Origin of the sequence: Microbacterium sp. Beta, from assembly GCF_005502545.1 — a bacterium.
GTDB lineage: Bacteria > Actinomycetota > Actinomycetes > Actinomycetales > Microbacteriaceae > Microbacterium > Microbacterium oxydans.
The window spans coordinates 284,033-306,182 of sequence record NZ_SCOG01000001.1 but is presented as its reverse complement, the minus strand read 5'-3'; the positions used below and the strand labels follow the sequence as shown (position 1 = coordinate 306,182).

22 protein-coding genes are annotated in these 22,150 nt (G+C 67.6%); 18 read left to right on the top strand and 4 right to left on the bottom strand.

Annotated features, from left to right (window positions below; all coding sequences use genetic code 11):
- Positions 1–13: 13 nt before the first annotated feature.
- Together FFS56_RS01510 and FFS56_RS01505 are read right to left on the bottom strand one after the other, a co-directional pair.
- Positions 14–667 carry a response regulator gene (locus FFS56_RS01510; RefSeq protein ID WP_127012312.1) on the bottom strand — a complete coding sequence of 218 codons (654 nt, stop codon included), beginning with the start codon at positions 665–667 and terminating at the stop codon, positions 14–16.
- Positions 664–2,325, bottom strand: a complete 1,662-nt coding sequence (locus tag FFS56_RS01505) for a sensor histidine kinase (protein ID WP_231589702.1) — start codon at positions 2,323–2,325, stop codon at positions 664–666. The genes FFS56_RS01510 and FFS56_RS01505 overlap by 4 nt, the downstream gene beginning before the upstream one ends.
- A gap of 166 nt (positions 2,326–2,491) precedes the next feature.
- On the opposite strand from FFS56_RS01505, the gene FFS56_RS01500 reads away from it, so the two are divergent.
- Entirely contained in the window at positions 2,492–4,036 is a 1,545-nt protein-coding gene (locus FFS56_RS01500) for a CitMHS family transporter (protein ID WP_137771878.1), read from the top strand.
- A gap of 67 nt (positions 4,037–4,103) precedes the next feature.
- Positions 4,104–4,511 (top strand): phage holin family protein, encoded by a 408-nt coding sequence (locus tag FFS56_RS01495; protein WP_046748232.1) that lies wholly within the window; start codon positions 4,104–4,106, stop codon positions 4,509–4,511.
- A 10-nt stretch (positions 4,512–4,521) separates the two neighbouring features.
- On the opposite strand, the gene epsC is transcribed toward FFS56_RS01495, so the two are convergent.
- Positions 4,522–5,094, bottom strand: a complete 573-nt coding sequence (gene epsC / locus FFS56_RS01490) for a serine O-acetyltransferase EpsC (protein ID WP_046748233.1) — start codon at positions 5,092–5,094, stop codon at positions 4,522–4,524.
- A gap of 8 nt (positions 5,095–5,102) precedes the next feature.
- Positions 5,103–6,041: a cysteine synthase A gene (cysK, locus tag FFS56_RS01485; protein ID WP_127012310.1), complete on the bottom strand. Its 939-nt coding sequence runs from the start codon at positions 6,039–6,041 to the stop codon at positions 5,103–5,105.
- 100 nt (positions 6,042–6,141) lie between these two features.
- Here cysK and prmC point away from each other — a divergent pair, with 100 nt between their 5' ends.
- The 16 genes from prmC (at position 6,142) to FFS56_RS01405 (ending at position 22,119) form a co-directional block, all read left to right on the top strand.
- Positions 6,142–7,002 carry a peptide chain release factor N(5)-glutamine methyltransferase gene (gene prmC, locus FFS56_RS01480; protein ID WP_127012309.1) on the top strand — a complete coding sequence of 287 codons (861 nt, stop codon included), beginning with the start codon at positions 6,142–6,144 and terminating at the stop codon, positions 7,000–7,002.
- A 52-nt stretch (positions 7,003–7,054) separates the two neighbouring features.
- On the top strand, positions 7,055–7,804 hold the full coding sequence (locus FFS56_RS01475) for an L-threonylcarbamoyladenylate synthase (protein ID WP_046748236.1): 750 nt from the start codon (positions 7,055–7,057) through the stop codon (positions 7,802–7,804).
- On the top strand, positions 7,801–8,964 hold the full coding sequence (locus FFS56_RS01470) for an MraY family glycosyltransferase (protein ID WP_046748237.1): 1,164 nt from the start codon (positions 7,801–7,803) through the stop codon (positions 8,962–8,964). The genes FFS56_RS01475 and FFS56_RS01470 overlap by 4 nt, the downstream gene beginning before the upstream one ends.
- Positions 8,964–9,482 (top strand): hypothetical protein, encoded by a 519-nt coding sequence (locus FFS56_RS01465; RefSeq protein ID WP_058631294.1) that lies wholly within the window; start codon positions 8,964–8,966, stop codon positions 9,480–9,482. Before FFS56_RS01470 ends, FFS56_RS01465 begins: the two co-directional genes overlap by 1 nt.
- A 210-nt stretch (positions 9,483–9,692) precedes the next feature.
- Positions 9,693–10,412, top strand: a complete 720-nt coding sequence (gene atpB / locus FFS56_RS01460) for a F0F1 ATP synthase subunit A (protein ID WP_230977929.1) — start codon at positions 9,693–9,695, stop codon at positions 10,410–10,412.
- Between the two features lie 59 nt (positions 10,413–10,471).
- Positions 10,472–10,708, top strand: a complete 237-nt coding sequence (gene atpE / locus FFS56_RS01455; protein WP_028502887.1) for an ATP synthase F0 subunit C — start codon at positions 10,472–10,474, stop codon at positions 10,706–10,708.
- A 27-nt stretch (positions 10,709–10,735) separates the two neighbouring features.
- Positions 10,736–11,293, top strand: a complete 558-nt coding sequence (locus FFS56_RS01450; RefSeq protein ID WP_046748240.1) for a F0F1 ATP synthase subunit B — start codon at positions 10,736–10,738, stop codon at positions 11,291–11,293.
- The gene (locus tag FFS56_RS01445) at positions 11,293–12,084 is read left to right on the top strand and encodes a F0F1 ATP synthase subunit delta (RefSeq protein WP_046748241.1); all 792 of its coding nucleotides are present in this window, start codon (positions 11,293–11,295) and stop codon (positions 12,082–12,084) included. The genes FFS56_RS01450 and FFS56_RS01445 overlap by 1 nt, the downstream gene beginning before the upstream one ends.
- A 47-nt stretch (positions 12,085–12,131) precedes the next feature.
- Positions 12,132–13,772, top strand: coding sequence for a F0F1 ATP synthase subunit alpha (atpA, locus tag FFS56_RS01440; RefSeq protein ID WP_046748242.1), 1,641 nt, complete (start codon positions 12,132–12,134; stop codon positions 13,770–13,772).
- 18 nt (positions 13,773–13,790) lie between these two features.
- A complete protein-coding gene (locus FFS56_RS01435) occupies positions 13,791–14,687 on the top strand; it encodes a F0F1 ATP synthase subunit gamma (RefSeq protein WP_046748243.1) in 897 nt (298 codons plus the stop codon).
- A 21-nt stretch (positions 14,688–14,708) separates the two neighbouring features.
- Positions 14,709–16,163, top strand: a complete 1,455-nt coding sequence (gene atpD / locus FFS56_RS01430) for a F0F1 ATP synthase subunit beta (RefSeq protein ID WP_058631290.1) — start codon at positions 14,709–14,711, stop codon at positions 16,161–16,163.
- A gap of 2 nt (positions 16,164–16,165) precedes the next feature.
- On the top strand, positions 16,166–16,426 hold the full coding sequence (locus FFS56_RS01425; RefSeq protein WP_046748245.1) for a F0F1 ATP synthase subunit epsilon: 261 nt from the start codon (positions 16,166–16,168) through the stop codon (positions 16,424–16,426).
- Between the two features lie 76 nt (positions 16,427–16,502).
- Positions 16,503–17,249 (top strand): peroxide stress protein YaaA, encoded by a 747-nt coding sequence (gene yaaA / locus FFS56_RS01420; RefSeq protein ID WP_127012308.1) that lies wholly within the window; start codon positions 16,503–16,505, stop codon positions 17,247–17,249.
- Between the two features lie 142 nt (positions 17,250–17,391).
- Positions 17,392–18,204: a DUF5684 domain-containing protein gene (locus tag FFS56_RS01415; protein WP_212742656.1), complete on the top strand. Its 813-nt coding sequence runs from the start codon at positions 17,392–17,394 to the stop codon at positions 18,202–18,204.
- 299 nt (positions 18,205–18,503) lie between these two features.
- Positions 18,504–19,301, top strand: a complete 798-nt coding sequence (locus FFS56_RS01410; protein WP_046748247.1) for a protein phosphatase 2C domain-containing protein — start codon at positions 18,504–18,506, stop codon at positions 19,299–19,301.
- Between the two features lie 58 nt (positions 19,302–19,359).
- Positions 19,360–22,119 (top strand): FtsK/SpoIIIE domain-containing protein, encoded by a 2,760-nt coding sequence (locus tag FFS56_RS01405; RefSeq protein WP_127012307.1) that lies wholly within the window; start codon positions 19,360–19,362, stop codon positions 22,117–22,119.
- Positions 22,120–22,150: the final 31 nt, after the last annotated feature.

Here is a 22,150-nt window from a genome sequence, read left to right as displayed (position 1 = left end):
CCATCCGCTGACGTCAGACGCGTGCGGCGTAGCGGTGTTCGGGGCGGCCCGTCGATCCGTAGTTGAGGCGCACGTCGACGACGGCTCTCGCCGCGAGAGCTGCGAGATGCCGTTGCGCGGTCGCGCGCGAGATTCCGACGCGTTCCCCGATCTCCGCTGCCGAACGCTCTCCGTCGCCGAGTGCGGCGAGCACGAGCTGCTCCGTCGCCGACCGCGAGACGGACACCGGTTCGCCCGCACCGTGCAGGATGGCGAGGGCGCGGTCGACGTCTTCCTGGCGGAGGATGCGATCACCGTCGAGGAGGTTGCGGTATCGCACGTAGCGATCCAGGAGTCCTGACAGAGCCCGTCGCTCGAAGGGCTTCACGAGATAGCCGACAGCTCCCGACCGCAGTGCTCTGCGTACCGTCGGAGCGTCGTCGGCGGCGGAGATCAGGATCGCGTCGATGCCGGACTCGCGGACGAGCGCGATGCCGTCCCCGTCGGGAAGGAACACGTCGGCGATGAGCAGGTCCGGTCGGGAAGCACGCATGCTGTCGCGGGCTTCGGCGAGCGATCGCACGGTCTCGGCGACGCCGACTCCTGCGTGCTCCTCGACGATGCCCTGATGAAGCTGGGCGACGCGGAAGTCGTCGTCCAGGATGAGTACGCGCAGGGGGACGGTCATGTGTTCTCCTCAGGATCGGGGGAGCTGCGGTCGACTGCTCCGTTGATGCGCGCGGCGAAGACAGCGCCGCCTTCGACTCCGCGGCTGTCGATACCGCCGGGGTCGATGACCCAGAGGTCGCCCCCGTTCCGACGGGCGATCTCCGTCGACAGCGGAAGTCCGATCCCATGCCCGTGCACGGTGTCGGTGGTCTTCTGGTCCCGCGTCCGCGGGGCGAAAGGATCGACGTCTCCGAGTCCGGGGCCGGAGTCGGAGACGGTGAACACCAGTGCATCGTCGTCGTCCAGGACCGCCACCTCGACCCAGCGCGGAGTCCGCTCTCCCGAGACCGCGGCGGTCACGGCGTTGTCCACGAGGTTGCCGAGGACTGCTGCGACGTCTTCGGGAGCGATCACCGTGCCGATCAGGTGCGTGTCGTCCGCGATGCGCAGGGCGACGCCGCGTTCTCCGGCTTCGACGGCTTTGGCGCCCAGGAACGAGTGCAGAAAGGGGTCCCGCAGGAGGTCCAGCCCCACGACCGGGAACGCCACAGGACCCCGCTCCACGAGCTCGCCGAGGAACGCCCTGGCATCTGTGACCCGGCCGGCATCGATGAGTCCGGCGGCCACGTGCATGCGGTTGGCGAACTCGTGTCTCTGCACGCGCAACGCGGCGGTCATCGTCCTGACCGTCTCCAGGCGCTCGGCCAAGGCGACCAGGTCCGTGCGGTCGCGCACGATGAGCACGGTGCCGAGCTGCTGCCCCTCGCGCACCACGCTCCGCGAGTCGAGATACAGCATCCGGTCTCCGACGAGGGCGCTCGTGCGGGCGCCGGTACCCGTGAGGGTGTCCAGGACGGCCGGGAGGAGACCGAGGTCGTCGACGGGACGTCCGACCGGGTCGTCGAGGTCGAGCAGCCGATCGGCGGCGGCATTGCTGACCCGGACGATGCCGCGTGTGTCTATGGCGATGACGCCGTCGTCGACCCCGTCCAGCACGGCCGTCTGGTTCTGCACGAGCGCGACCAGCTCTTCCGGCTGCACGCCGAGGGTGAGACGCTCCCATCGTCTGCGGAGCAGGAGGGATGCGAGCACAGCCAGAGCGAGGGCGCCCGCAGCCGTACCCCCGATCACGGCGAGCAGGGGCGGCAGGTCGTCGAAGACACCCGCACGCTCGAACCCCACACTGACCTCGCCCACCGGAGTGCCGGTCTCGTCCCGGACGGGAACCTTCGCGCGGGCGGACTCGCCGAGTGTCCCGGTCTGCCAGTCGACGATCTCGGCGCCGGCGAGCACCTCTTCGTATGGCGTGCTGACCTCTTCGCCGATCCGTGCGGGGGTGGGATGCGCGAGACGGATCCCGTTGTCATCGGTGAGCACCACGAACAGTGCGCCAGTGCGCGCGGTGACATCGGATGCGATGCGCTGCAGGTCGCCTTCGCGCAATTCTGCCGCGTCGGGTGTGCCCTCCTGGAGGGAGATGCGAGCGACCTCTGCGCGCACCTGCGGATCCTCTGCGAGGGTGCGGGCGATTCCCAGCGCCGTCGACTCCGCCTCGGCACGCAGCTGCTGCACGGCGAGGAGGAGATACACCCCGGTGCACAGGGCGACGACGAGGGCCACCGTCGCAAGCTGCAGGAGCAGGGCGCGCGTGGCGAACCGCGGTCTGGTCGACGTCATCCTCGGCACCGTGATTCTCTCCATGCTGCGCTCGCGCAATATGCGCAGAACCCACGCTACGCGCACAACGACAGGGAATGCGACATACCGCTCCCTCGGCGCGCGGATTGCCTATTCTCGTCGGGATCCGTCGACGCAGATGGAGACACGACGAAGGAGTCAACGCATGCCAGACGCACTCACCGGTCTGTTCGCGGCCGCCGAAAAGGCGCCGACCTACGATGTGGCGTTCGTGCCGCCGGAGTGGGTGCTCGTGCTGCTCGGGTTCACGATGGTCCTCGCGTTCATGACGCTCATCATGACCAAGCGTCTCACTCCCATGGTGGCGCTGATCCTGGTTCCGACCGCGTTCGGGCTCTTCGCCGGCGCAGGTCTCGGCCTCGGCGACATGATCCTCGATTCGATCGGCAAGATGGCGCCGACCGCGGCGCTGCTGATGTTCGCGATCATGTTCTTCGGCATCATGATCGACGTGGGGCTGTTCGATCCGCTCATCCGCCTCATCACGCGGCTGCTCGGAGACGACCCGGCCAAGGTGGTGCTCGGAACCGCGATCCTCGCCGGCGCGGTCTCCCTGGACGGCGACGGTTCAACGACCTTCATCATCACGACGTCGGCGATGCTCCCCATCTACCTCCGGCTCGGGATGAGCCCCGTGGTGCTGACGTGCGTCGCCGGCCTCATGAACGGCACGCTGAACATCGTTCCCTGGGGCGGGCCGACCGTGCGCGCCGCGACAGCGCTCGGAGTGCAGCCGACAGACATCTTCGTGCCGATGCTGCCCGCGCTCGGCGCCGGTATCGTCGTGACTCTCGGGTTCGCGTGGATCCTCGGACTGCAGGAGCGTCGCCGCCTCGGGCGCCTGGACTCGGAGGGCCTGCTCGTCGGTGCCGACGGCGGATCGCTGTCGACCGTGCCGAAGATCTTCCGCGGTGCGGAGCCGAAGCCCGGAGCGCGCGCGTCGCTGCGTACCGGCAACCTCGTGGTCGTCGCCGGCGGCCATGCTCCGGTCTCCGCTGCGAGCGTCGACCCTGCGGACACGGCCATGGCGGACACGATGCTGGACCCCGCCCGCCCCACGCTCCGACCGAAGCTCATCTGGTTCAACCTCGCCCTCACACTCGCGGTGATGGTGCTGCTGGTGCTCGACATCCTGCCGCTGCCGTACGTGTTCATGGTGGGGGCCGGGCTCGCCCTCGTCATCAACTTCCGGGGCATCAAGGAGCAGGCCTCCGAGATCGTCGCGCACGCACCGAGCATCGTGGGCGTCGTCTCCATGGTGATCGCGGCCGGTGTCCTGGTGGGCGTGCTCACCGGCACCGGAATGGTCGACGCGATGGCCGCGTGGATCACGAACGTGCTTCCTCCTGCTCTCGGCCCGTTCCTCGCACCGATCACCGGACTCCTGTCGATCCCGTTCACGTTCTTCATGTCGAACGACGCGTTCTACTTCGGCATCCTCCCGGTGCTCGCCCAGAGCGCTGCCAACTTCGGCATCGATCCGGTGGAGATGGCGAGGGCGTCGATCACCGGTCAGCCCGTGCACCTGCAGAGTCCGCTCGTGCCGGCGATCCTGCTGCTCGTGTCCCTCGCGAGCGTGAACCTGGGCGATCACCACCGCAAGGTCCTGTGGCGCGCGACCATCGTCTCGCTCGTGATGCTCGGCGTCGGCATCCTGAGCGGAGCGGTCCCGTTCTTCGTGGCCCAGTGACCGGACGGCGGGGAGTGCGGACAGCGCACTCCCCGCTCTCCTGGAGCCGGGGCGCTATGCTCAGCCCGTGATCACATTCCTCTTCCGCGGCCTGCTCTACCTGGTGTCCGCCGGCCTCGGCCTGATCGCCGCCGACCTGCTGCTCGACGGCTTCGAGATCGAGTGGGACAAGTGGTGGGGATTCGTCATCTGCATCCTGATCTTCGCGATCCTGCAGAGCGTGCTCTCGCCGTGGGTCATGAAGATCGCCAATCGCTACGCACCCGTGCTCATGGGTGGCATCGGCATCGTGTCGACGCTCATCTCGCTGATCATCGTCGTGCTGCTCCCGATCGGTGGTCTGCGCATCACCGACCTCACCGGATGGTTGCTGGGTTCGGTCATCGTGTGGTTGATCACGGCCCTCGGAAGTGTGCTGCTCCCGCTGATCTTCCTCCGCAAGAAGGTCGAGTCGGTCAAGGGAGAACGCCGCTAGCGCACGCGCGTCAGATCGCGTAGTGGTCCGGGGCGGTGAGGAGCGCTCTGGTGTCCTCACCGGCCGTGCGGTGACGCGGTTTCGCCGGAATGCCGACGAGGATGCTGTCCGCCGGGGCGTCTCGGGTCACGACCGCGTTCGCGCCGACCACTGACCCCGCGCCGATCGTGACGGGTCCGAGGATCTTGGCCCCCGCTCCGACGGCGACGCCGTTCTCGAGGGTGGGATGCCGCTTGCCCGAGGTGCGTGTGCGTCCTCCGAGCGTGACACCGTGATAGAGCATCACGTCATCGCCCACGACGGCGGTCTCGCCGATCACGACACCCATTCCGTGGTCGATGAAGAACCGGCGACCGATGCGTGCACCGGGATGGATCTCGATCCCGGTGAGCCAGCGTGAGACCTGTGACCCGGCTCGCGCGAGCAGACGCAGCCGGCGCCGCCAGAGCGCGTGGGATACGCGGTGCGCCCAGATCGCGTGCAGCCCGGGGTACAGCAGTGCGACCTCGACGGCGCTGCGCGCGGCCGGGTCCCGGAGGCGAGCTGCGGCGATGTCTTCGCGCATCCGCCCGATCATTCCCATCGACGGCCTCAGTCTTCGCGCAGATCCTCGAACAGTGCGGTGGACAGGTAACGCTCACCGGTGTCCGGGATCACGACCACGATCGTCTTGCCGGCGTTCTCGGGGCGGGCGGCCACCTTCAGCGCGGCGGCGACGGCTGCGCCGGAAGACATGCCGACGAGCAGACCTTCCTTCGCGGCGAGCTCGCGGGCGACGCGGATCGACTCGTCGAACTCCGCGGTGAGGATCTCGTCCAGCACCTCGCGGTCGAGCACGTCCGGGACGAAGTTCGGGCCGATGCCCTGGATCTTGTGGGGCCCGGGGTGTCCCTCGGTCAGCACGGGGGAGTCCTTGGGCTCGACGGCGATCACCTGGACGCCCGGCTTCGCGGCTTTGAGAGCCTGTCCGGTTCCGGTGACGGTCCCTCCGGTGCCGACGCCTGCCACCAGGATGTCGACGGTGCCGTCCGTGTCGCGGAGGATCTCCTGCGCCGTGGTCTCGCGGTGGATCTGCGGGTTGGCGGCGTTCGCGAACTGGCGGATCCAGATCGCGCCAGGGGTCTCCGCGACGATGCGCTTGGTCTCCTCGATCGCGCCGCTCATGCCCTTGGTGGGGTCGGTGAGCACGATCTGTGCCCCGAACGCCTTCAGCAGCACGCGGCGCTCCTTCGACATGGAGGCCGGCATCGTGAGGATGACACGGTACCCGCGCGCCGCGCCGACCATGGCGAGGGCGATACCGGTGTTGCCGCTCGTCGATTCCACGATCGTGCCGCCAGGCTGCAGCTCACCCGACGCCTCGGCGGCATTGATCATCGCGATGCCGATGCGATCCTTCACGCTCGAGGCGGGGTTGTAGTACTCGAGCTTGGCGAGGACGGTCGCACCGAGACCCTCGGTCACCCGGTTCAGCCGGACGAGCGGGGTGTTGCCGAAAGCGGTCGTGATGTCGGAGTGGATGCCGGGCATGGTGAGCCTTCCTGTGCGGGGGTCGCTGCGGGACCAGCCTAGGGGAGGGGGTCTATGGGTGAGGCTTTGTGACGGTCGCCCGCACCCTACGCTGGAAGTCATGTCCGACAACTCTCTTGCTGCGGTCGTCCGCGCGGCGGCCCAGCGTCTGACCGACGTCGGCGTCCCCGATCCCCTGGTCGATGCCGAGCTCCTCGCCGGGCACGTGCTCGGCAGGCGGCGCGGCGAGGTGCAGGCCGCCATCGTCCGCGGCGACCGTGTCGACGATGCCGATGCGGTGGCGCTGGACTCGGTCGTCGCCCGTCGAGCCGCACGCGAGCCCCTCCAGCACATCACCGGGACCGCTCCCTTCCGTCACCTCGATCTCGCCGTCGGCCCCGGCGTCTTCGTGCCGCGTCCGGAGACCGAGACCGTCGTGCAATACGCGATCGACGCGCTGGTGAACTCCGCGGAACCCGCCCCGATCGGCATCGACCTCGGCACCGGAAGCGGGGCCATCGCCCTCGCGATGGCCACGGAGGTCCCGCACGCCCGGATCTTCGCCGCCGAACTGTCCGAAGACGCCCACGCGTGGGCGACTCGCAACGTGGAGGGAGTGGAGAACCTGACGCTGGTCCTCTCCGATCTGCGAGACGCGTTCCCCGAGCTCGACGGCACGGCGTCCGTGGTCATCTCGAACCCACCGTACGTCCCTGACGCGGCCGTACCTCGCGACCCGGAGGTGCGACTCTTCGACCCGGCCATGGCGCTGTACGGGGGAGAGGACGGCCTCGACATCGTCCGCGTGCTCAGCGGACGCGCGCTCGGCCTGCTGCGCCCCGGCGGCCTTCTCGTCATCGAGCACGGCGAGCTGCAGGGCGAATCGATCAGGGAGATCCTCACCGTCGACGGCTGGCGTGCGGCGGCGACGCATCGCGACCTGACGCTGCGGGATCGCGCCACGACCGCGCTCCGCCCCTGATCAGCAACCTCCGAGCGTGCTCATCGGCCGCGCCGCATAGAATCGAACCGTCATGTCAACCATCTTCGACTGCAGCGACGAGTCGCAGCTTCTCGCCGGCATGCGCAATGCGCGCCAGGCGATCGGCCGAGGCGACCTCATCGTCATCCCCACGGACACGGTGTACGGTGTCGCCGCCGACGCCTTCTCCCCGGCGGCGGTGCAGAGGCTCCTCGACGCGAAGGGGCGCGGCCGCGACCAGCCGCCGCCCGTTCTCATCGGCACCAAGGAGACCCTCGCCGCCCTCGCGGAGTCGGTTCCCGAGCCCGTGGAGCGTCTGGTCGAGGCGTTCTGGCCCGGGGGACTCACGATCGTGCTGCCGGCCCAGCCGTCGCTGGTGTGGGACCTGGGGGAGACCCTCGGCACGGTCGCGGTGCGCATGCCGGAGGGCCGCGTCGCCCTCGAACTGCTCGCGGAGACGGGACCACTGGCGGTCTCCAGCGCGAACCTCACAGGGGAGTCGGCCGCCATCTCCGCGTACGACGCTGAGAAGATGCTCGGCGACAGCGTCGCGGTGTACCTCGCGGACGGACTGAGCAAGGACGGCATCGCGTCCACCATCGTCGACGCGACGTCGCTGGTGCGTCGAGGCGCCGACTCCGACCAGGGCGTGGTGCGGATCCTCCGTGACGGCGCGGTCACGCGCGAGCAGCTGCATGAGGTGCTCGGCGATCTGCTCGAGCCCGAGGACGACGGGCAGGAGCACACCGAGCACGCGCACACTGGGCACGACCACCCGCAGGAGCAGGACGGGGATTCGTGAAGCAGTATCTCTTCACGATCATCCTCACCGCCCTGATCACGTTCGCGCTGACCTGGGCGGTGTTGAAGGTGAGCCTCCGGTTCAAGCTCTACCCCGCCATCCGCGACCGTGACGTGCACACCACGCCCAAGCCCCGGCTGGGCGGCGTCGCGATCTTCCTCGCCATCGCCGCGGCCTTCGGCTTCTCCGCGATGAACCCCTTCTTCCAGAGCATCTGGATCCCCCCGCAGACGATGTGGTCTATCCTCGGCGCCTCGCTTCTGATCGCGATCATCGGCGTGGTCGACGACCTCTGGGACATCGACTGGATGATCAAGCTGGGCGCGCAGTTCCTCGCCGCCGGCGTCATCACGGTCGGCGGCGGACTGCAGATCCTCTCGCTGCCGTTCGGCGACCTCATCGTCGTGTCCAGCTGGCTGAGCATCACCATCACGATGTTCGCGATCGTCATCGTGATGAACGCGGTGAACTTCATCGACGGCCTCGACGGCCTCGTGGCCGGTGTGTGCCTGATCTCCAACGGCGTCTTCTTCGCCTACTCATACATCTTCACGCGCGACTCCGGGGCCTCCAGCTACTTCAACCTCTCGACGTTCCTCGCGGCGGTCCTCATCGGTGCGTGCCTCGGGTTCCTGCCCTTGAACTGGAGCCCGGCCAAGATCTTCATGGGCGACTCGGGAGCACTGGTGATCGGCCTCCTCATGGCCACGTCCGCGATCGCGATCACCGGCCAGATGGACCCGTCGGCCCTCGACCCCGAGCGTCTCGGCCGGTCGCAGCTGGTCGGTGCGTTCCTGCCGATCCTGCTCCCGTTGCTCGTGGTGCTGCTGCCGCTGCTGGACTTCGGCCTCGCGGTGCTCCGGCGCATGAGCGCGGGACGCTCGCCCTTCTCGCCCGACCGCAAGCACCTGCATCACCGCATGCTCGATCTCGGCCACCGGGACCGCGACGCCGTGCTGATCTTCTACGCCTGGACGGCTGTCGTCTCCCTGGCGGTCCTGATGATGTACGTGGGCGCACGGGAGGACTGGCCAGGCCAGTACCTGCCCGGCGTCGGCTTCGGCGTCCTGGGCATCGCCGCCTGCCTCGTCGTCACCTTGAGCCCCACCCGCCGCAGTGCTGCGGATGCCGAACCCGATCCGACACCCGTGGAGTCCTGATGAGCCCGAGCCCCGTTTCCAGCACCCCGATCCTGCGTCGGACCCTGATCTGGTCGGCGATCGCCACCGTCGTGCTCGCGATCGTCGCAGGCGGCGTCGGTTTCCTCGTCGCCCAGGGCGAGGGTCTCATCAGCGGTCTGCTCGGCGTCGTGCTGGCGGCCGTGTTCCTCGGCATCACAGGCCTCAGCATCCTCATCGCGAATCGCTGGTTCGGAGACCCGCTCTACGTGCAGCTGTTCTTCGCGATCGTGCTCGGCGGCTGGCTGCTCAAGCTGGGCGTCTTCGTCGTGGTGATGATCCTGCTCGCCGGTCAGCCCTGGCTGCAGCCGATGGTGTTCTTCCTCTCGATCGTGGCCGGTGTGCTGATGTCGCTCGTCATCGACGTCGTGGTGCTCACGCAGATGCGTCTGCCGCACGTCAGCGACACCACGCTGCCGACCGAGGTTCCCGAAGATCGCGCCCCCGGCAACGCCAATCACATCGACGGCGGCCCCGTCGAGGACGGCCAGCGGTCTTAGGGGACCCTCAGATTCTGATAGTGTTGAGACGTGCCCGCCGCTCGCCCGCGAGCGCTTGCGCTGTGAAGCACACCGACCATCGTCGCCCCGGTTCTGACCGGTGCCCCGAAGCTGGAGCCCGCGCTGTTTAATATCGCTGCGACCCTGACCCCCCGACTTGCCACCGACGGCGAGTTCCACGGCCCTTCGATCGATGAGTTCTTTCCGGAGATCCTCTTCAACGTAGGCCCCATCCCGGTGAACCGGATCCACCTGATCCAGTTGCTCTCCGTGATCGCCGTGGTCCTCATCCTCTGGCTCGGTACCCGCCGCATGAAGGTCGTCCCCGGCCGGTTCCAGAGCCTGGTGGAGATGGGCATGGGCTTCGTGCGCGGCGGCATCGCCCACGACCTGCTCGGCCGCAAGGACGGCGATCGGTTCCTCCCGATCCTGATGACGATCTTCTTCATGACGCTGTTCATGAACATCACCGGCATCATCCCGTTCCTGAACATGCCGGGAACGGCCATCATCGCGGTGCCGCTCACGCTCGCCGTGGTCAGCTATGTCACGTTCATCTACGCCGGCATCAAGAAGAGCCCGAAGAACTTCTTCAAGAACTCGCTCTTCCCCGCCGGTGTCCCGTGGCCGGTGTACTTCATCGTCACCCCGATCGAGCTCATCTCGACCTTCATCATCCGCCCGGTGACGCTCACCCTGCGACTGCTGATGAACCTCGTGGTCGGCCACATGATCCTGGTCCTCTGCTTCGCAGCGACCCAGTTCTTCTTCTTCACCGCAGGCGGCGGCTGGGCCGCGCTCGGTGTCGGAACCCTCGCCTTCGGCGGCGCCTTCACTCTCTTCGAGATTCTGGTCGCCGTCCTCCAGGCGTACGTCTTCACCGTCCTCACCGCGGTCTACATCCAGCTCGCGGTCGCAGAAGAGCACTAAGCCCACTAGACACTGAGCGGGCAGGCATCAGCCTTCCCACCCAACGAAAGGAAAAACCCGTGGACGCAACTACGGTTCTCGCTGAAATCAACGGCAACCTCGCGGTGATCGGCTACGGCCTCGCTGCCATCGGCCCGGCCATCGGCGTGGGTATCGTCGTCGGCAAGACCATCGAGGGCGTCGCTCGTCAGCCCGAGCTGGCCGGCCGTCTCCAGGTCCTCATGTGGATCGGTATCGCCTTCACCGAGGCGCTTGCATTCGTCGGCATCGCCGTCGGATTCATCCCCTTCCCGTAATCCGAACCGACTTCTGAAGGAGACAGGATGCTGAACGCTCTTGTCACGAACCTCGCGGCTGAGGGTGAGGCGGCGAACAACCCGCTGATCCCCGCGTGGTACGACATCATCTGGTCGGGTCTGTGGTTCCTCATCATCTTGATCGTCGTGTGGAAGGTCGCCCTTCCCAAGCTGACGAAGATGCTCGATGAGCGGTCCGCCGCGATCGAGGGCAACATCGCCAAGGCCGACGAGGCGCAGAAGCAGGCGGAGGCGGCACTCGAGGAGTACACGCGTCAGCTCGCTGAGGCGCGCACCGAGGCCGGCGAGATCCGCGAGGCCGCCCGTGAGGACGGCAAGAAGATCGTCGCCGAGGCGAAGGAAGCTGCGACCACCGAGGCCGCACGCATCACCGCCACCGCGCACACGCAGATCGAGGCGGAGCGTCAGACCGCTCTCGTCTCGCTCCGCAGCGAGGTCGGATCGCTCGCCCTCGACCTCGCCGGTGGCGTGGTCGGCGAGACGCTCTCCGACGACGCACGCGCGACCGCTGTCGTCGATCGCTTCCTCGCCGAGCTCGAGGCATCCGAGAAGGCGGCTCAGTAATGGGCAGCGCGACCACTCAGGCACTCGCGGCATCCATCAAGACGCTTGCCGCAGCGAAGGACATCACTCTCGACACGGCGCGGGAGCTGTTCGCCGCCGCCCGGGCCGTGAGCGACTCGTCCCAGCTGAGCGGCGCGCTTGCTGATCCTTCCGCTCCCGCCGCGGCACGACAGAATGTCGTCGCAGCGGTGTTCGGCGGGTTCTCCGCAGGCGCCAAGGGCGTTCTGTCGACCGTGGTCGCAGAACGCTGGTCCAACGCGGATGAACTCGTCGACGGTATCGAGGAGCTCGCGATCCGCGCCGCAGCGGTCGCCGAGCCGGACACGGACATCGAGGGCGAGCTCTTCGGGTTCTCCCGGGTGATCGCAGCCAACCCCGAGCTGGAACTCGCTCTGGGAAGCCGCGTCGGGGGAGAAGACGCCAAGAGCACGCTCGTCGAGCGTCTCCTGGCCGAAGGCTCCACCAGCACCGCAGCGACTCTGGTCATCACGTCGCTGGTACGCCAGCCGCGTGAGCGCCGCGTTCGTCGTCTGCTGGACAGGGCGATGAACATCGTCTCGAACCAGCACGGCCGCGTCGTCGCCACCGTGCACACCGCCACCGCCCTCAGCGACGCGCAGCGTGACCGTCTGAGCGACTCGCTCTCGCGTCGCTATGACGGTCAGGTCTCGCTCAACGTCGTCATCGACCCTGCCGTCGTCGGAGGTCTGCGCGTGCAGATCGCCGATGACGTCATCGACGGCAGCATCTCCGCACGACTCGCCGACCTTCGCCAGAAGCTCGCGGGCTAACACGACTTCGCGCGGGGAACCGCGCACCCAGATACAAAGGGAAGACAATGGCAGAACTATCGATCAGCCCCGACGTCATCCGTGACGCGCTGAAGGACTTCGCCGCCGCATACGAGCCCACCGCGGCCGGTGCGACCGAGGTCGGCACCGTCGTCGACGCTGCGGACGGCATCGCTCACGTCGAGGGACTGCCCGGCGTCATGGCGAACGAGCTCGTCGTCTTCGCCGACGGCACCAAGGGTCTCGCGCAGAGCCTGAACGAGCACGAGATCGGTGTCGTCGTCCTCGGCGAGTTCACCGGCATCGAGGCCGGCCAGGAGGTCACCCGCACGGGTGAGGTCCTCTCGGTCCCCGTCGGTGACGGTTACCTCGGCCGCGTGGTCGACCCGCTCGGCAACCCGATCGACGGACTCGGCGCGATCGAGACCGAGAGCGTCCGCGCTCTCGAGCTCCAGGCGCCCGGCGTCATGCAGCGCAAGTCGGTGCACGAGCCGATGCAGACCGGAATCAAGGCGATCGACGCGATGATCCCGGTCGGCCGTGGTCAGCGTCAGCTGATCATCGGTGACCGCCAGACCGGCAAGACCGCCATCGCGATCGACACGATCATCAACCAGAAGGCCAACTGGGAGTCCGGCGACGTCAACAAGCAGGTCCGTTGCATCTACGTCGCGATCGGCCAGAAGGGCTCGACCATCGCCTCGGTGAAGGGCGCGCTCGAAGAGGCCGGCGCTCTGGAGTACACCACGATCGTGGCCGCTCCCGCGTCCGACCCTGCCGGCTTCAAGTACCTGGCTCCGTACACCGGTTCGGCCATCGGCCAGCACTGGATGTACGGCGGCAAGCACGTCCTCATCATCTTCGATGACCTGTCGAAGCAGGCTGAGGCCTACCGTGCCGTGTCGCTCCTCCTGCGTCGTCCGCCGGGCCGCGAGGCATACCCGGGTGACGTCTTCTACCTGCACTCCCGTCTGCTGGAGCGTTGCGCGAAGCTGTCCGACGAGCTGGGCGCCGGTTCCATGACGGGACTCCCGATCATCGAGACCAAGGCGAACGACGTCTCCGCGTACATCCCGACCAACGTGATCTCGATCACCGACGGCCAGATCTTCCTGCAGTCCGACCTCTTCAACGCCAACCAGCGTCCGGCGGTCGACGTGGGTATCTCGGTGTCGCGAGTCGGTGGCGACGCGCAGGTGAAGTCGATCAAGAAGGTCTCCGGAACGTTGAAGCTGGAGCTCGCGCAGTACCGCTCCCTCGAGGCCTTCGCGATGTTCGCATCCGACCTCGACGCGGCTTCGCGTCGTCAGCTGTCCCGCGGTGCGCGTCTGACCGAGCTGCTCAAGCAGCCGCAGTACTCGCCGTACCCCGTCGAGGAGCAGGTCGTCTCGATCTGGGCCGGAACGAACGGCAAGCTCGACACGGTCGAGGTCGAGGACGTGCTCCGGTTCGAGCGCGAACTGCTCGACTACCTGCGTCGCAACACCAAGGTTCTCGACACCCTGCGTGAGACCAACGTCCTCGATGACGCCACGGTCGCAGAGCTCGAGAAGCAGACGGACGCCTTCGTCCTGGAGTTCCAGGGTGGCAAGGGCCACGCGATCGGCGCCCCCGGTCACGAGGAGCACGCTGCAGCCGAGGCTGAGGACGTCAACCAGGAGAAGATCGTCAAGGGTCGTCGCGCGTAATCGCGTGAGGTACTAGATATGGGCGCTCAACTCCGGGTCTACAAGCAGAAGATCTCTTCTGCTCAGACGACCAAGAAGATCACGAAGGCGATGGAACTCATCGCGGCTTCGCGCATCCAGAAGGCGATGGCACGCGTCAAGGCGTCCACCCCCTTCGCGCGAGCCGTGACGAGGGCCGTGTCGGCCGTCGCGACGCACTCGAACGTGGATCACCCGCTGACCCGCGAGTCCGAGAACATCACCCGCTCCGCGGTCGTGATCTTCTCCTCGGACCGCGGTCTCGCCGGAGCCTTCAACTCGCAGATCCTCCGTGAGGGTCTCGAGGTGGCAGAGCTCATGCGCGAGCAGGGCAAGGAGCCGGTGTTCTACCTCATCGGCCGCAAGGCCGTCGGATACTTCCAGTTCCGACGGATCGCTGCGGCCGCGGAGTGGACCGGCGACACGGACACCCCGTCGTTCCACACCGCCGAGGAGATCTCGGCGACACTGCTCGAAGCGTTCTCCCGTGGAGGACAGGACGGCGGCGTCGATGAGATCCACCTCGTGTACAACCGTTTCGTCAGCATGATGACGCAGTCGCCGGAGTCCGTGCGTCTGCTCCCGCTGGAGATCACGGAAGCCGATGAGTCGGAAGCCGGTAACACCGTTTACCCGCTGTACGAGTTCGAGCCGGACGCCGAGACTGTTCTCGACGCGATCCTGCCGGTGTACATCCAGAGCCGCGTCTTCAACGCTCTCCTGCAGTCGTCCGCCGCCAAGCAGGCAGCGACGCAGAAGGCGATGAAGTCGGCCAGCGACAACGCCGACAAGCTCATCACCGACTACACCCGTCTGCGCAACAACGCGCGTCAGGCGGAGATCACGCAGCAGATCGCCGAGATCGTCGGCGGGGCCGACGCTCTCGCGAGCAAATAGACCATCAGGAAAGAGACGAAAATGACCCTCACCGCTCCGGCTGACCAGCCGGCGACCGCGGTCGTCGGGCGCGTCGCACGCGTCAACGGTCCGGTTGTCGACATCGAGTTCCCGCACGACTCGATCCCCGACATCTACAACGCGCTGAAGACCACCATCGCGATGGGCGAAGAGTCCACCGAGATCACTCTCGAGGTCGCGCAGCACCTGGGCGACGATCTCGTCCGCGCCATCGCGCTGAACCCCACCGACGGCATCGTCCGCGGACAGGAAGTCAGCGACACCGGCGAGGCCATCTCGGTCCCCGTCGGCGACGTCACCAAGGGCAAGGTGTTCAACGTCATCGGCGAGGTGCTGAACCTCGAGCCCGGTGAGACGATCGAGGTCACCGAGCGCTGGCCCATCCACCGCAAGGCGCCGAACTTCGACCAGCTCGAGTCCAAGACTCAGATGTTCGAGACCGGCATCAAGTCGATCGACCTCCTGACCCCGTACGTGCTGGGTGGAAAGATCGGTCTGTTCGGTGGTGCCGGTGTCGGCAAGACCGTCCTGATCCAGGAGATGATCCAGCGCGTCGCGCAGGACCACGGTGGTGTGTCGGTGTTCGCCGGTGTCGGTGAGCGTACCCGTGAGGGCAACGACCTGATCCACGAGATGGAAGAGGCGGGTGTCTTCGACAAGACCGCCCTCGTCTTCGGCCAGATGGACGAGCCGCCGGGGACGCGTCTGCGCGTCGCCCTGTCGGCTCTGACGATGGCGGAGTACTTCCGTGACGTGCAGAAGCAGGACGTGCTGCTCTTCATCGACAACATCTTCCGCTTCACGCAGGCCGGTTCCGAGGTCTCCACGCTGCTGGGCCGCATGCCCTCCGCCGTGGGTTACCAGCCGAACCTCGCCGACGAGATGGGTGTGCTCCAGGAGCGCATCACCTCGACGCGTGGTCACTCGATCACCTCGCTGCAGGCGATCTACGTGCCCGCCGATGACTACACCGACCCGGCTCCGGCGACCACGTTCGCCCACCTCGACGCGACGACCGAGCTCTCTCGTGAGATCGCCTCGAAGGGTCTGTACCCGGCCATCGACCCGCTGACCTCGACGTCGCGCATCATGGACCCCCGCTACTTGGGCGAGGACCACTACCGCGTCGCGACGACCGTCAAGCAGATCCTCCAGAAGAACAAGGAGCTGCAGGAGATCATCGCCATCCTCGGTGTCGACGAGCTCTCCGAGGAAGACAAGATCGTCGTGTCGCGTGCGCGCCGCATCCAGCAGTTCCTCTCGCAGAACACCTACATGGCCAAGAAGTTCACGGGCGTCGAGGGTTCGACCGTCCCGCTGAAGGAGACCATCGAGTCGTTCGACGCGATCACCCGCGGTGACTTCGACCACGTGGCCGAGCAGGCCTTCTTCAACGTCGGTGGCATCTCCGACGTGGAAGAGCAGTGGGCGAAGATCCAGAAGGAGAACGGCTGACCATGGCGCTGCACGTCAGCCTCGTCTCCGCTGATGCGGAGGTCTGGACGGGAGAGGCGAGCCTCGTGGTCGCCAAGACCGTCGAGGGTGAGATCGGCTTCATGTCCGGCCACGAGCCGGTGCTGGCCATCCTCGCCGAGGGCCAGGTTCGCATCACCCAGTCGGATGGCACCAAGGTGCTGGCCAACGCTCAGGACGGGTTCCTCTCCATGGAGGGCGACACCCTGACGATCGTCGCCGGCAACGCGGCTCTCATCGCCTAGCCGCATCTGTTCCACGCGTCCGCCTCGGCACCCTCAAGGGTCCCGAGGCGGACGCGTCTGTATCCACCGAGGTTTCATGAAGATCCTGCTCCCGCCGTCCGAGACCAAGCGCGAGGGTGGCGACGGTTCGCCACTCGATCTCGAGTCGCTCGAGCTGCCGTCTCTGTCGGCGCATCGCACCGCCGTCATCGATGCGCTGATCGAGCTCGCTTCCGACGCGGAGACTGCGCGTCGGGTGCTCAAGTTGAGTGAGCGTCAGAGCGTCGACATCGCCCACAATCGGGCGCTTCGGTCGGCGCCCACGATGCCGGCGATCGATCGCTATACGGGGGTGCTGTTCGATGCTCTCGATGCCCGATCCCTGTCATCAGCCTCCCGCAGATGGCTCGGTGAGCATGTCTTGATCCACAGTGCGCCCTTCGGCCCTGTCGGCGCTCTGGATCAGGTGCCCATGTACCGGCTCGCGGCGGGGACGTCGGTTCCCGGGCTTCCTGCCCTTCGACGCCACTGGGCCACCGCGACATCCGCTGCTGTGGCGGACGCCGCACCCGCGTTCATCCTCGACCTGCGGAGCGAGGCCTATGCCGCGTTGGGCCCGGTGCCCGATTCGGTCGCTTCTGCGTACGTCCGTGTCGTGACGGAGCAGGGGAGAGCCCTCAATCACTTCAACAAGAAGTCCAAGGGCTTGCTCGTGCGTGCGATCGCCGAGGAGCGACCGCGCGTCACGTCCGCTCGGGGCTTCCGTGCGTGGGCGGACAGGCGGGGGCTGGTCTTCCGGGACGGTGAGGACGACGGTGTCTGGGAGCTGGTCGTCGAGGAGTGACCGGCTCACCGTGGACGATCGCGTTTCCGCGGGAGAGATTCCCCCGAACGCGCCCGACGGCGTAAGGGACATGCGCGGAAACCCCGGGAAGCGCTAGTGTGTTCAGCGCATGATGACCCGTCATGAACTTCTGGAGGGAACCATGAACGACTACTACGGCTATGACGGCCTGTCAGGCGGCGCGGTCGTCGCGTTGATCCTGGTCTACACGATCCTGCCACTCGCCATCTACGCGCTCTACTCGTGGTTCTACATGAAGATCTTCGAGAAGGCAGGCGTGCAGGGCAAGTGGCGCGCCTGGGTGCCGGTCTACAGCACCATGATCTTCTACAAGCTCGGTGATCTGAGCCCCTGGCTCGTCCTGTACCTCATGGGCGCCGGCATCGTCGGGGCGATCATCCCGTTCCTCGGCTGGTTCCTGATCCTCCCGCTCGTCGGCATCGCCGGTCGCGTCATCGACCTGATCGCCGCATGGCGCGTTGGTCTGAAGCTGCAGAAGGACGCCGTCTGGGTCGTGCTCTACTTCTTCCTGCCGCCGGTGTGGCTCGGTATCAACGCCTTCGACAAGTCGCGGTGGAACCCGGCCATCCAGCCCGCGTCCTGGGCAGCGAACGGCCTGCTCGGAGACCGGACGGTCTGGGACGGCATCCCCGCTCAGGCATCGGCTGCAGCTCCCAACGCTGGTTACGGTTCGCCCCAGGGCTACGCTCAGCCCGGCCCGCAGGGCTACGCCCCGCCGGCGCAGCCCGGTTACGCGCCGCCTGCACAGCCCGGTTACGCGCAGCCTGCTGCACCGGCAACCGGCGCACCGGTCCCTCCGGCCACCCCGCCCGCGGCGCCGTCGGCTCCGCCCGCGGCGCCGTCGGCTCCGCCCGCGGCGCCGACGGCTCCCCCCGCCGCACCGCCGGCATCGCCCACGACTCCGCCCACGGATCCCACACAGCCGCCGGCGTGATCATCTGACGAGACGGCATCGTCTGGCACAGAGCCCCCGACTCCTGTCGGGGGCTCTGTGCTGTCGCGGCTGGTTCTCCACCCGCGGCGCCCGCTAACGTGGACGATATGCTCTCGTCCCCGTACCGCGCAGGCACCCCCGGTCACATCTTGCTTCTCGGCTCAGTTCTCGCGGGCTCGCTGCCTTCGTCGGCGGCTCCGGACGCACGAGCGTGATCGCGGTGTACGTGACTTCTACTACGATGTGTTGTGAGTATCCTGCGACCGTCCGACCCGCCGCAGGCCCATCGGAGGCAGCACGTGGCTGAGACGAAGACGCAACGGATCACGGTTGCGCAGCGCACGCTGCTGCTCTCCTGGTCCGGTATCACCGATCAGGGGCGCCGTCGCGAGACGAACCAGGACGCCTTCTTGGCCGACTATCCGCTGTTCATCGTCGCAGACGGCATGGGCGGCCATGCCGGTGGCGAGATCGCAAGTCAGAGCACGGTGTCGCGGCTCCAGGCCATCGTCTCGTCGGGGAAGGTCGATCGTCCGTCGATCGAGAGCGCACTCGAGTTGGCTGTCGGCGACATCGCCGACCACCCCGAGACCACGGACGAGGGCACGGGCACCACGCTCACGGGCGTCTACCTCGATACCGAGGGCGACGAGGCCCAGTGGATCGCCTTGAACATCGGCGATTCCCGCGTCTACCTCCTTCGGGACGACAAGCTGGTGCAGATCACGACGGATCACTCGGTCGTGCAGGAACTGATCACGGCAGGCAAGCTCAGCCCGGAGGAAGCCGAAGGGCACCCCTACAGCAACGTCATCACCCGCGCGGTGGGTGCGAGCGAACTCACGGCGCCGGACTACGTCTCCATCGACGTGCGACCCGGTGACCGGTTCGTCGTCTGCTCCGACGGTCTCACCAAGGAGCTCACCGACTACGGGATCCAGCACTTCCTCCGCGAGCACGACGACCCGGGGGCGGCCGTCGATGCGATGCTCGCGGCGGCCCTGGAGAACGGCGGTCGCGACAACGTGACGCTCATCATCGTCCAGGTAACGTCTGAGGACGACTCCTCCTCCCCGATCGAGGACACCGCTCAATAGTGTCCTGAGGCTGTGGAGACTGCGCGCCCACGGCCTGCGATGCGATCGACAAGAGGGCATGGATTCCCTCCCGATCGCCTTGCCGTCCGCGCAGGCACCACATCACCGCGCTCCTGTGCCGTTCCTGGCCGCCATCGTGCCGATCGCCGCCGGCGTGGTGCTGTGGTCGATCTCGGGCTCGCTCCTGGCTCTGTGCTTCGCGGCACTGGGGCCCCTGATGATCGGGGCATCGCTGGTGGACGCGGCTCGCCTCCGGCGTCGGGAACGGCGACGCGGAGAGCAGAAGATCGAGGAGGGGTGGGCCACGGCGGAGGCCGAGCTGGTCCGCCGCCACAGCGAGGAGCGCAGGGCGCTGTGGCAGCGCCGCCCTGACACCGCGACCTGCATCGTGCGATCCCCGCTTCGAGGAACGCAACCCGTCGATGAGGAGACCTGGGTCGTCGTCGGCTCGGCCCCGACAGCGAGCGAGGTCCGTTGCACCGGGGGCGAAGATGAGCGCGGACGAGCCTTCCGCGAACGATGCCGTGTCCTCGACGCCTCGCCCGTCATCGTGCCACTGGGGGGAGGGATCTGTCTCAGAGGAGCGGGTCCGCTGACGGCCGCCGCCGCGCGAGCTCTGATCCTGCAGCTGTGTCTACGCTTCGGGTCCGCGCAGTTCTCGCTCGTTCCGACAGGTGGCGTCGACCTCCTCGAGGTCGATCTCGTCGGCTGGGGACTCGGCGGCCTGCCCCATGCACGACGGACTCGTCGCAGGGCGTTCCGGCTGGGGGTCGGGCCCTGCGCCGGGGAGAGACCGGACGCGGACGCGCTGATCTGCACAGCCGCTCCCGGTGGGGAGGTGCCGGAGGGTGTCACGGCGGTGATCGACATCGTGGAGCCGGGGCTCGCAACGCTGCGTACGGCGAGCGGGACGACAGCCGTCGCCGTCGAGTTCCTCTCGTCGAGGCAGGCCGAAGTGCTGTCCAGCGAGATCGCGCACCGGGGTGACGAGGCAGGCGCGCCTCCCGATTCGGTGGCGCTTCACGAACTCGAACAACCGCACGAGGTGGAAGGGCTGGCGGCGGCGATCGGCCGGGGCGAGCGGGGGAGCATCGTGGTCGACATCGTCGACGACGGTCCTCACGCGCTCGTGACCGGCATGACGGGGACGGGGAAGAGTGAACTGCTCGTGAGCTGGGTCGCCGCGATGGCATCGGTACACGGGCCGGACCGGGTGACCTTCGTCCTCGCGGACTTCAAGGGTGGCACCGCGTTCGAGCCGCTGCGTGCACTTCGGCATGTCGTCGCCGTCATCACGGATCTCGATGACGCGGGGGCACGACGTGGCGTCTCCAGCCTCACGGCGGAGCTCCGCCGACGGGAGGCACTGCTCGCGGCGGCGGGGGCTCGCGATGTGCGGGAGGTCTCGATACCGAGGCTGGTGATCGTCGTCGACGAGTTCGCAGCGCTGCTCGCGGAGCACGCCGACCTGGGCGCGGTCTTCACCGATATCGCCGCCCGTGGCCGTGCGCTCGGCATGCATCTGATCCTCGGCACGCAGCGAGCTTCCGGTGTGGTCAGAGAGGCCCTGGCGGCGAACTGCCCCCTTCGCATCAGCCTCCGCGTGAGCGACGCTGCCGACAGCCGGCTGATGCTCGGCAGCGAGGCGGCAGCAGCGCTCCCCGGGGACCCGGGATCACGGGGGCTCGCTCTGGTGCGGAGACCGACGGACCAGGAGGCCCTCGCTCTGCGGGTCGCCCTGACGGAGGCATCCGACCTCCGAGAGGTGGCGAAGCGATGGGCGGCAGGAGGTCAGCCGTCCAGTCCCTGGCTGCCGTCGTTGCCCTCGCTTCTCCCACTCGGTGAGCTCCTCGGCGAGGCCGGCGTGGGCTCCGACACCGTGGTCATCGGACGCGCTGACGACCCCGACCGGCAGGCGCAACCTCCGGTTCTCCTGCAATGCGGGCGCGAACGGGGGATCGCGGTTCTGGGCGGGCCCGGTTCCGGCCGAACCACACTGCTGAGGACTGTGGCATCCCAGTGCGATGACACCTCATGGATGTCCGGCGATGCCGAGGAGGCGTGGGATCTGCTCTCCGCATGGGCGGACGGCAGCCGGCGACCTCCGACCGTGGTTCTCTGCGACGATGTCGATGTGCTGGTGGGGAGCCTGCCGCCGGAGTACGGCCATCAGCTCGTCCAGCGCTGGGAGCAGGTGCTTCGCACGGCCCACGGCACGACCTTCGTGGTGACCGCGGCCAGGGCGAGCGGCGCCTGGGGACGTATGCTCGATCTCCTGCCGCGTCGCGCGCTGCTGCGTATGTCGACGAAGCTGGAGCATCTGGCGGCAGGAGGCGAGCCGTCCGGATTCCTTCGTGATCGTGCTCCGGGGCGCGCGAGGATCGGCGATCAGGAGGTTCAGCTGGCGTGGGCCGACGAAACGGAGTCCCATCGGCCCACGGACCAGACGGCAGCGGTGTGGCGGCCGACGTCCGCGCTCACAGCGATCGTCACCGCCGGGGCTCAGGAGGTCATCGCCCGTCTGCGTCGCGCGCATCCGGACTGCGAGGTGAGGGAACCGGGGGCGGAGCCGGCGGAGACCGATCGGCCGTGCGTCGTGGTGGGCGATGCGGAGGCTTGGCAGCGGAACTGGACACTCTGGCAACGGGTGCGATCCCTGGGCGAGGTCCTCATCCGCTGCGAGCGTCCGGCTGATCTCCGCCAGTTGATCGGCGCCCGCGAGTTGCCCCCGTACGCCCGTCCGCATGCGGGTCGAGCGTGGTCCGTGATCGGGGCTGAGCTGCCACGAAGAGTGCACGTGGCCGAGCTGTCGCCGTGAGGAGCTCTGGGAGGTCGGAGGTGGGGCTCCC

Coding starts and splice junctions, on each gene's coding strand:
- FFS56_RS01510 (WP_127012312.1), bottom strand. CDS start 667: ATGACCGTCCCCCTGCGCGTACTCATCCTGGACGACGACTTCCGCGTC.
- FFS56_RS01505 (WP_231589702.1), bottom strand. CDS start 2,325: ATGACGTCGACCAGACCGCGGTTCGCCACGCGCGCCCTGCTCCTGCAG.
- FFS56_RS01500 (WP_137771878.1), top strand. CDS start 2,492: ATGCCAGACGCACTCACCGGTCTGTTCGCGGCCGCCGAAAAGGCGCCG.
- epsC (WP_046748233.1), bottom strand. CDS start 5,094: ATGGGAATGATCGGGCGGATGCGCGAAGACATCGCCGCAGCTCGCCTC.
- cysK (WP_127012310.1), bottom strand. CDS start 6,041: ATGCCCGGCATCCACTCCGACATCACGACCGCTTTCGGCAACACCCCG.
- prmC (WP_127012309.1), top strand. CDS start 6,142: ATGTCCGACAACTCTCTTGCTGCGGTCGTCCGCGCGGCGGCCCAGCGT.
- FFS56_RS01475 (WP_046748236.1), top strand. CDS start 7,055: ATGTCAACCATCTTCGACTGCAGCGACGAGTCGCAGCTTCTCGCCGGC.
- FFS56_RS01465 (WP_058631294.1), top strand. CDS start 8,964: ATGAGCCCGAGCCCCGTTTCCAGCACCCCGATCCTGCGTCGGACCCTG.
- FFS56_RS01450 (WP_046748240.1), top strand. CDS start 10,736: ATGCTGAACGCTCTTGTCACGAACCTCGCGGCTGAGGGTGAGGCGGCG.
- FFS56_RS01445 (WP_046748241.1), top strand. CDS start 11,293: ATGGGCAGCGCGACCACTCAGGCACTCGCGGCATCCATCAAGACGCTT.
- atpA (WP_046748242.1), top strand. CDS start 12,132: ATGGCAGAACTATCGATCAGCCCCGACGTCATCCGTGACGCGCTGAAG.
- FFS56_RS01435 (WP_046748243.1), top strand. CDS start 13,791: ATGGGCGCTCAACTCCGGGTCTACAAGCAGAAGATCTCTTCTGCTCAG.
- atpD (WP_058631290.1), top strand. CDS start 14,709: ATGACCCTCACCGCTCCGGCTGACCAGCCGGCGACCGCGGTCGTCGGG.
- FFS56_RS01425 (WP_046748245.1), top strand. CDS start 16,166: ATGGCGCTGCACGTCAGCCTCGTCTCCGCTGATGCGGAGGTCTGGACG.
- yaaA (WP_127012308.1), top strand. CDS start 16,503: ATGAAGATCCTGCTCCCGCCGTCCGAGACCAAGCGCGAGGGTGGCGAC.
- FFS56_RS01415 (WP_212742656.1), top strand. CDS start 17,392: ATGAACGACTACTACGGCTATGACGGCCTGTCAGGCGGCGCGGTCGTC.
- FFS56_RS01405 (WP_127012307.1), top strand. CDS start 19,360: ATGGATTCCCTCCCGATCGCCTTGCCGTCCGCGCAGGCACCACATCAC.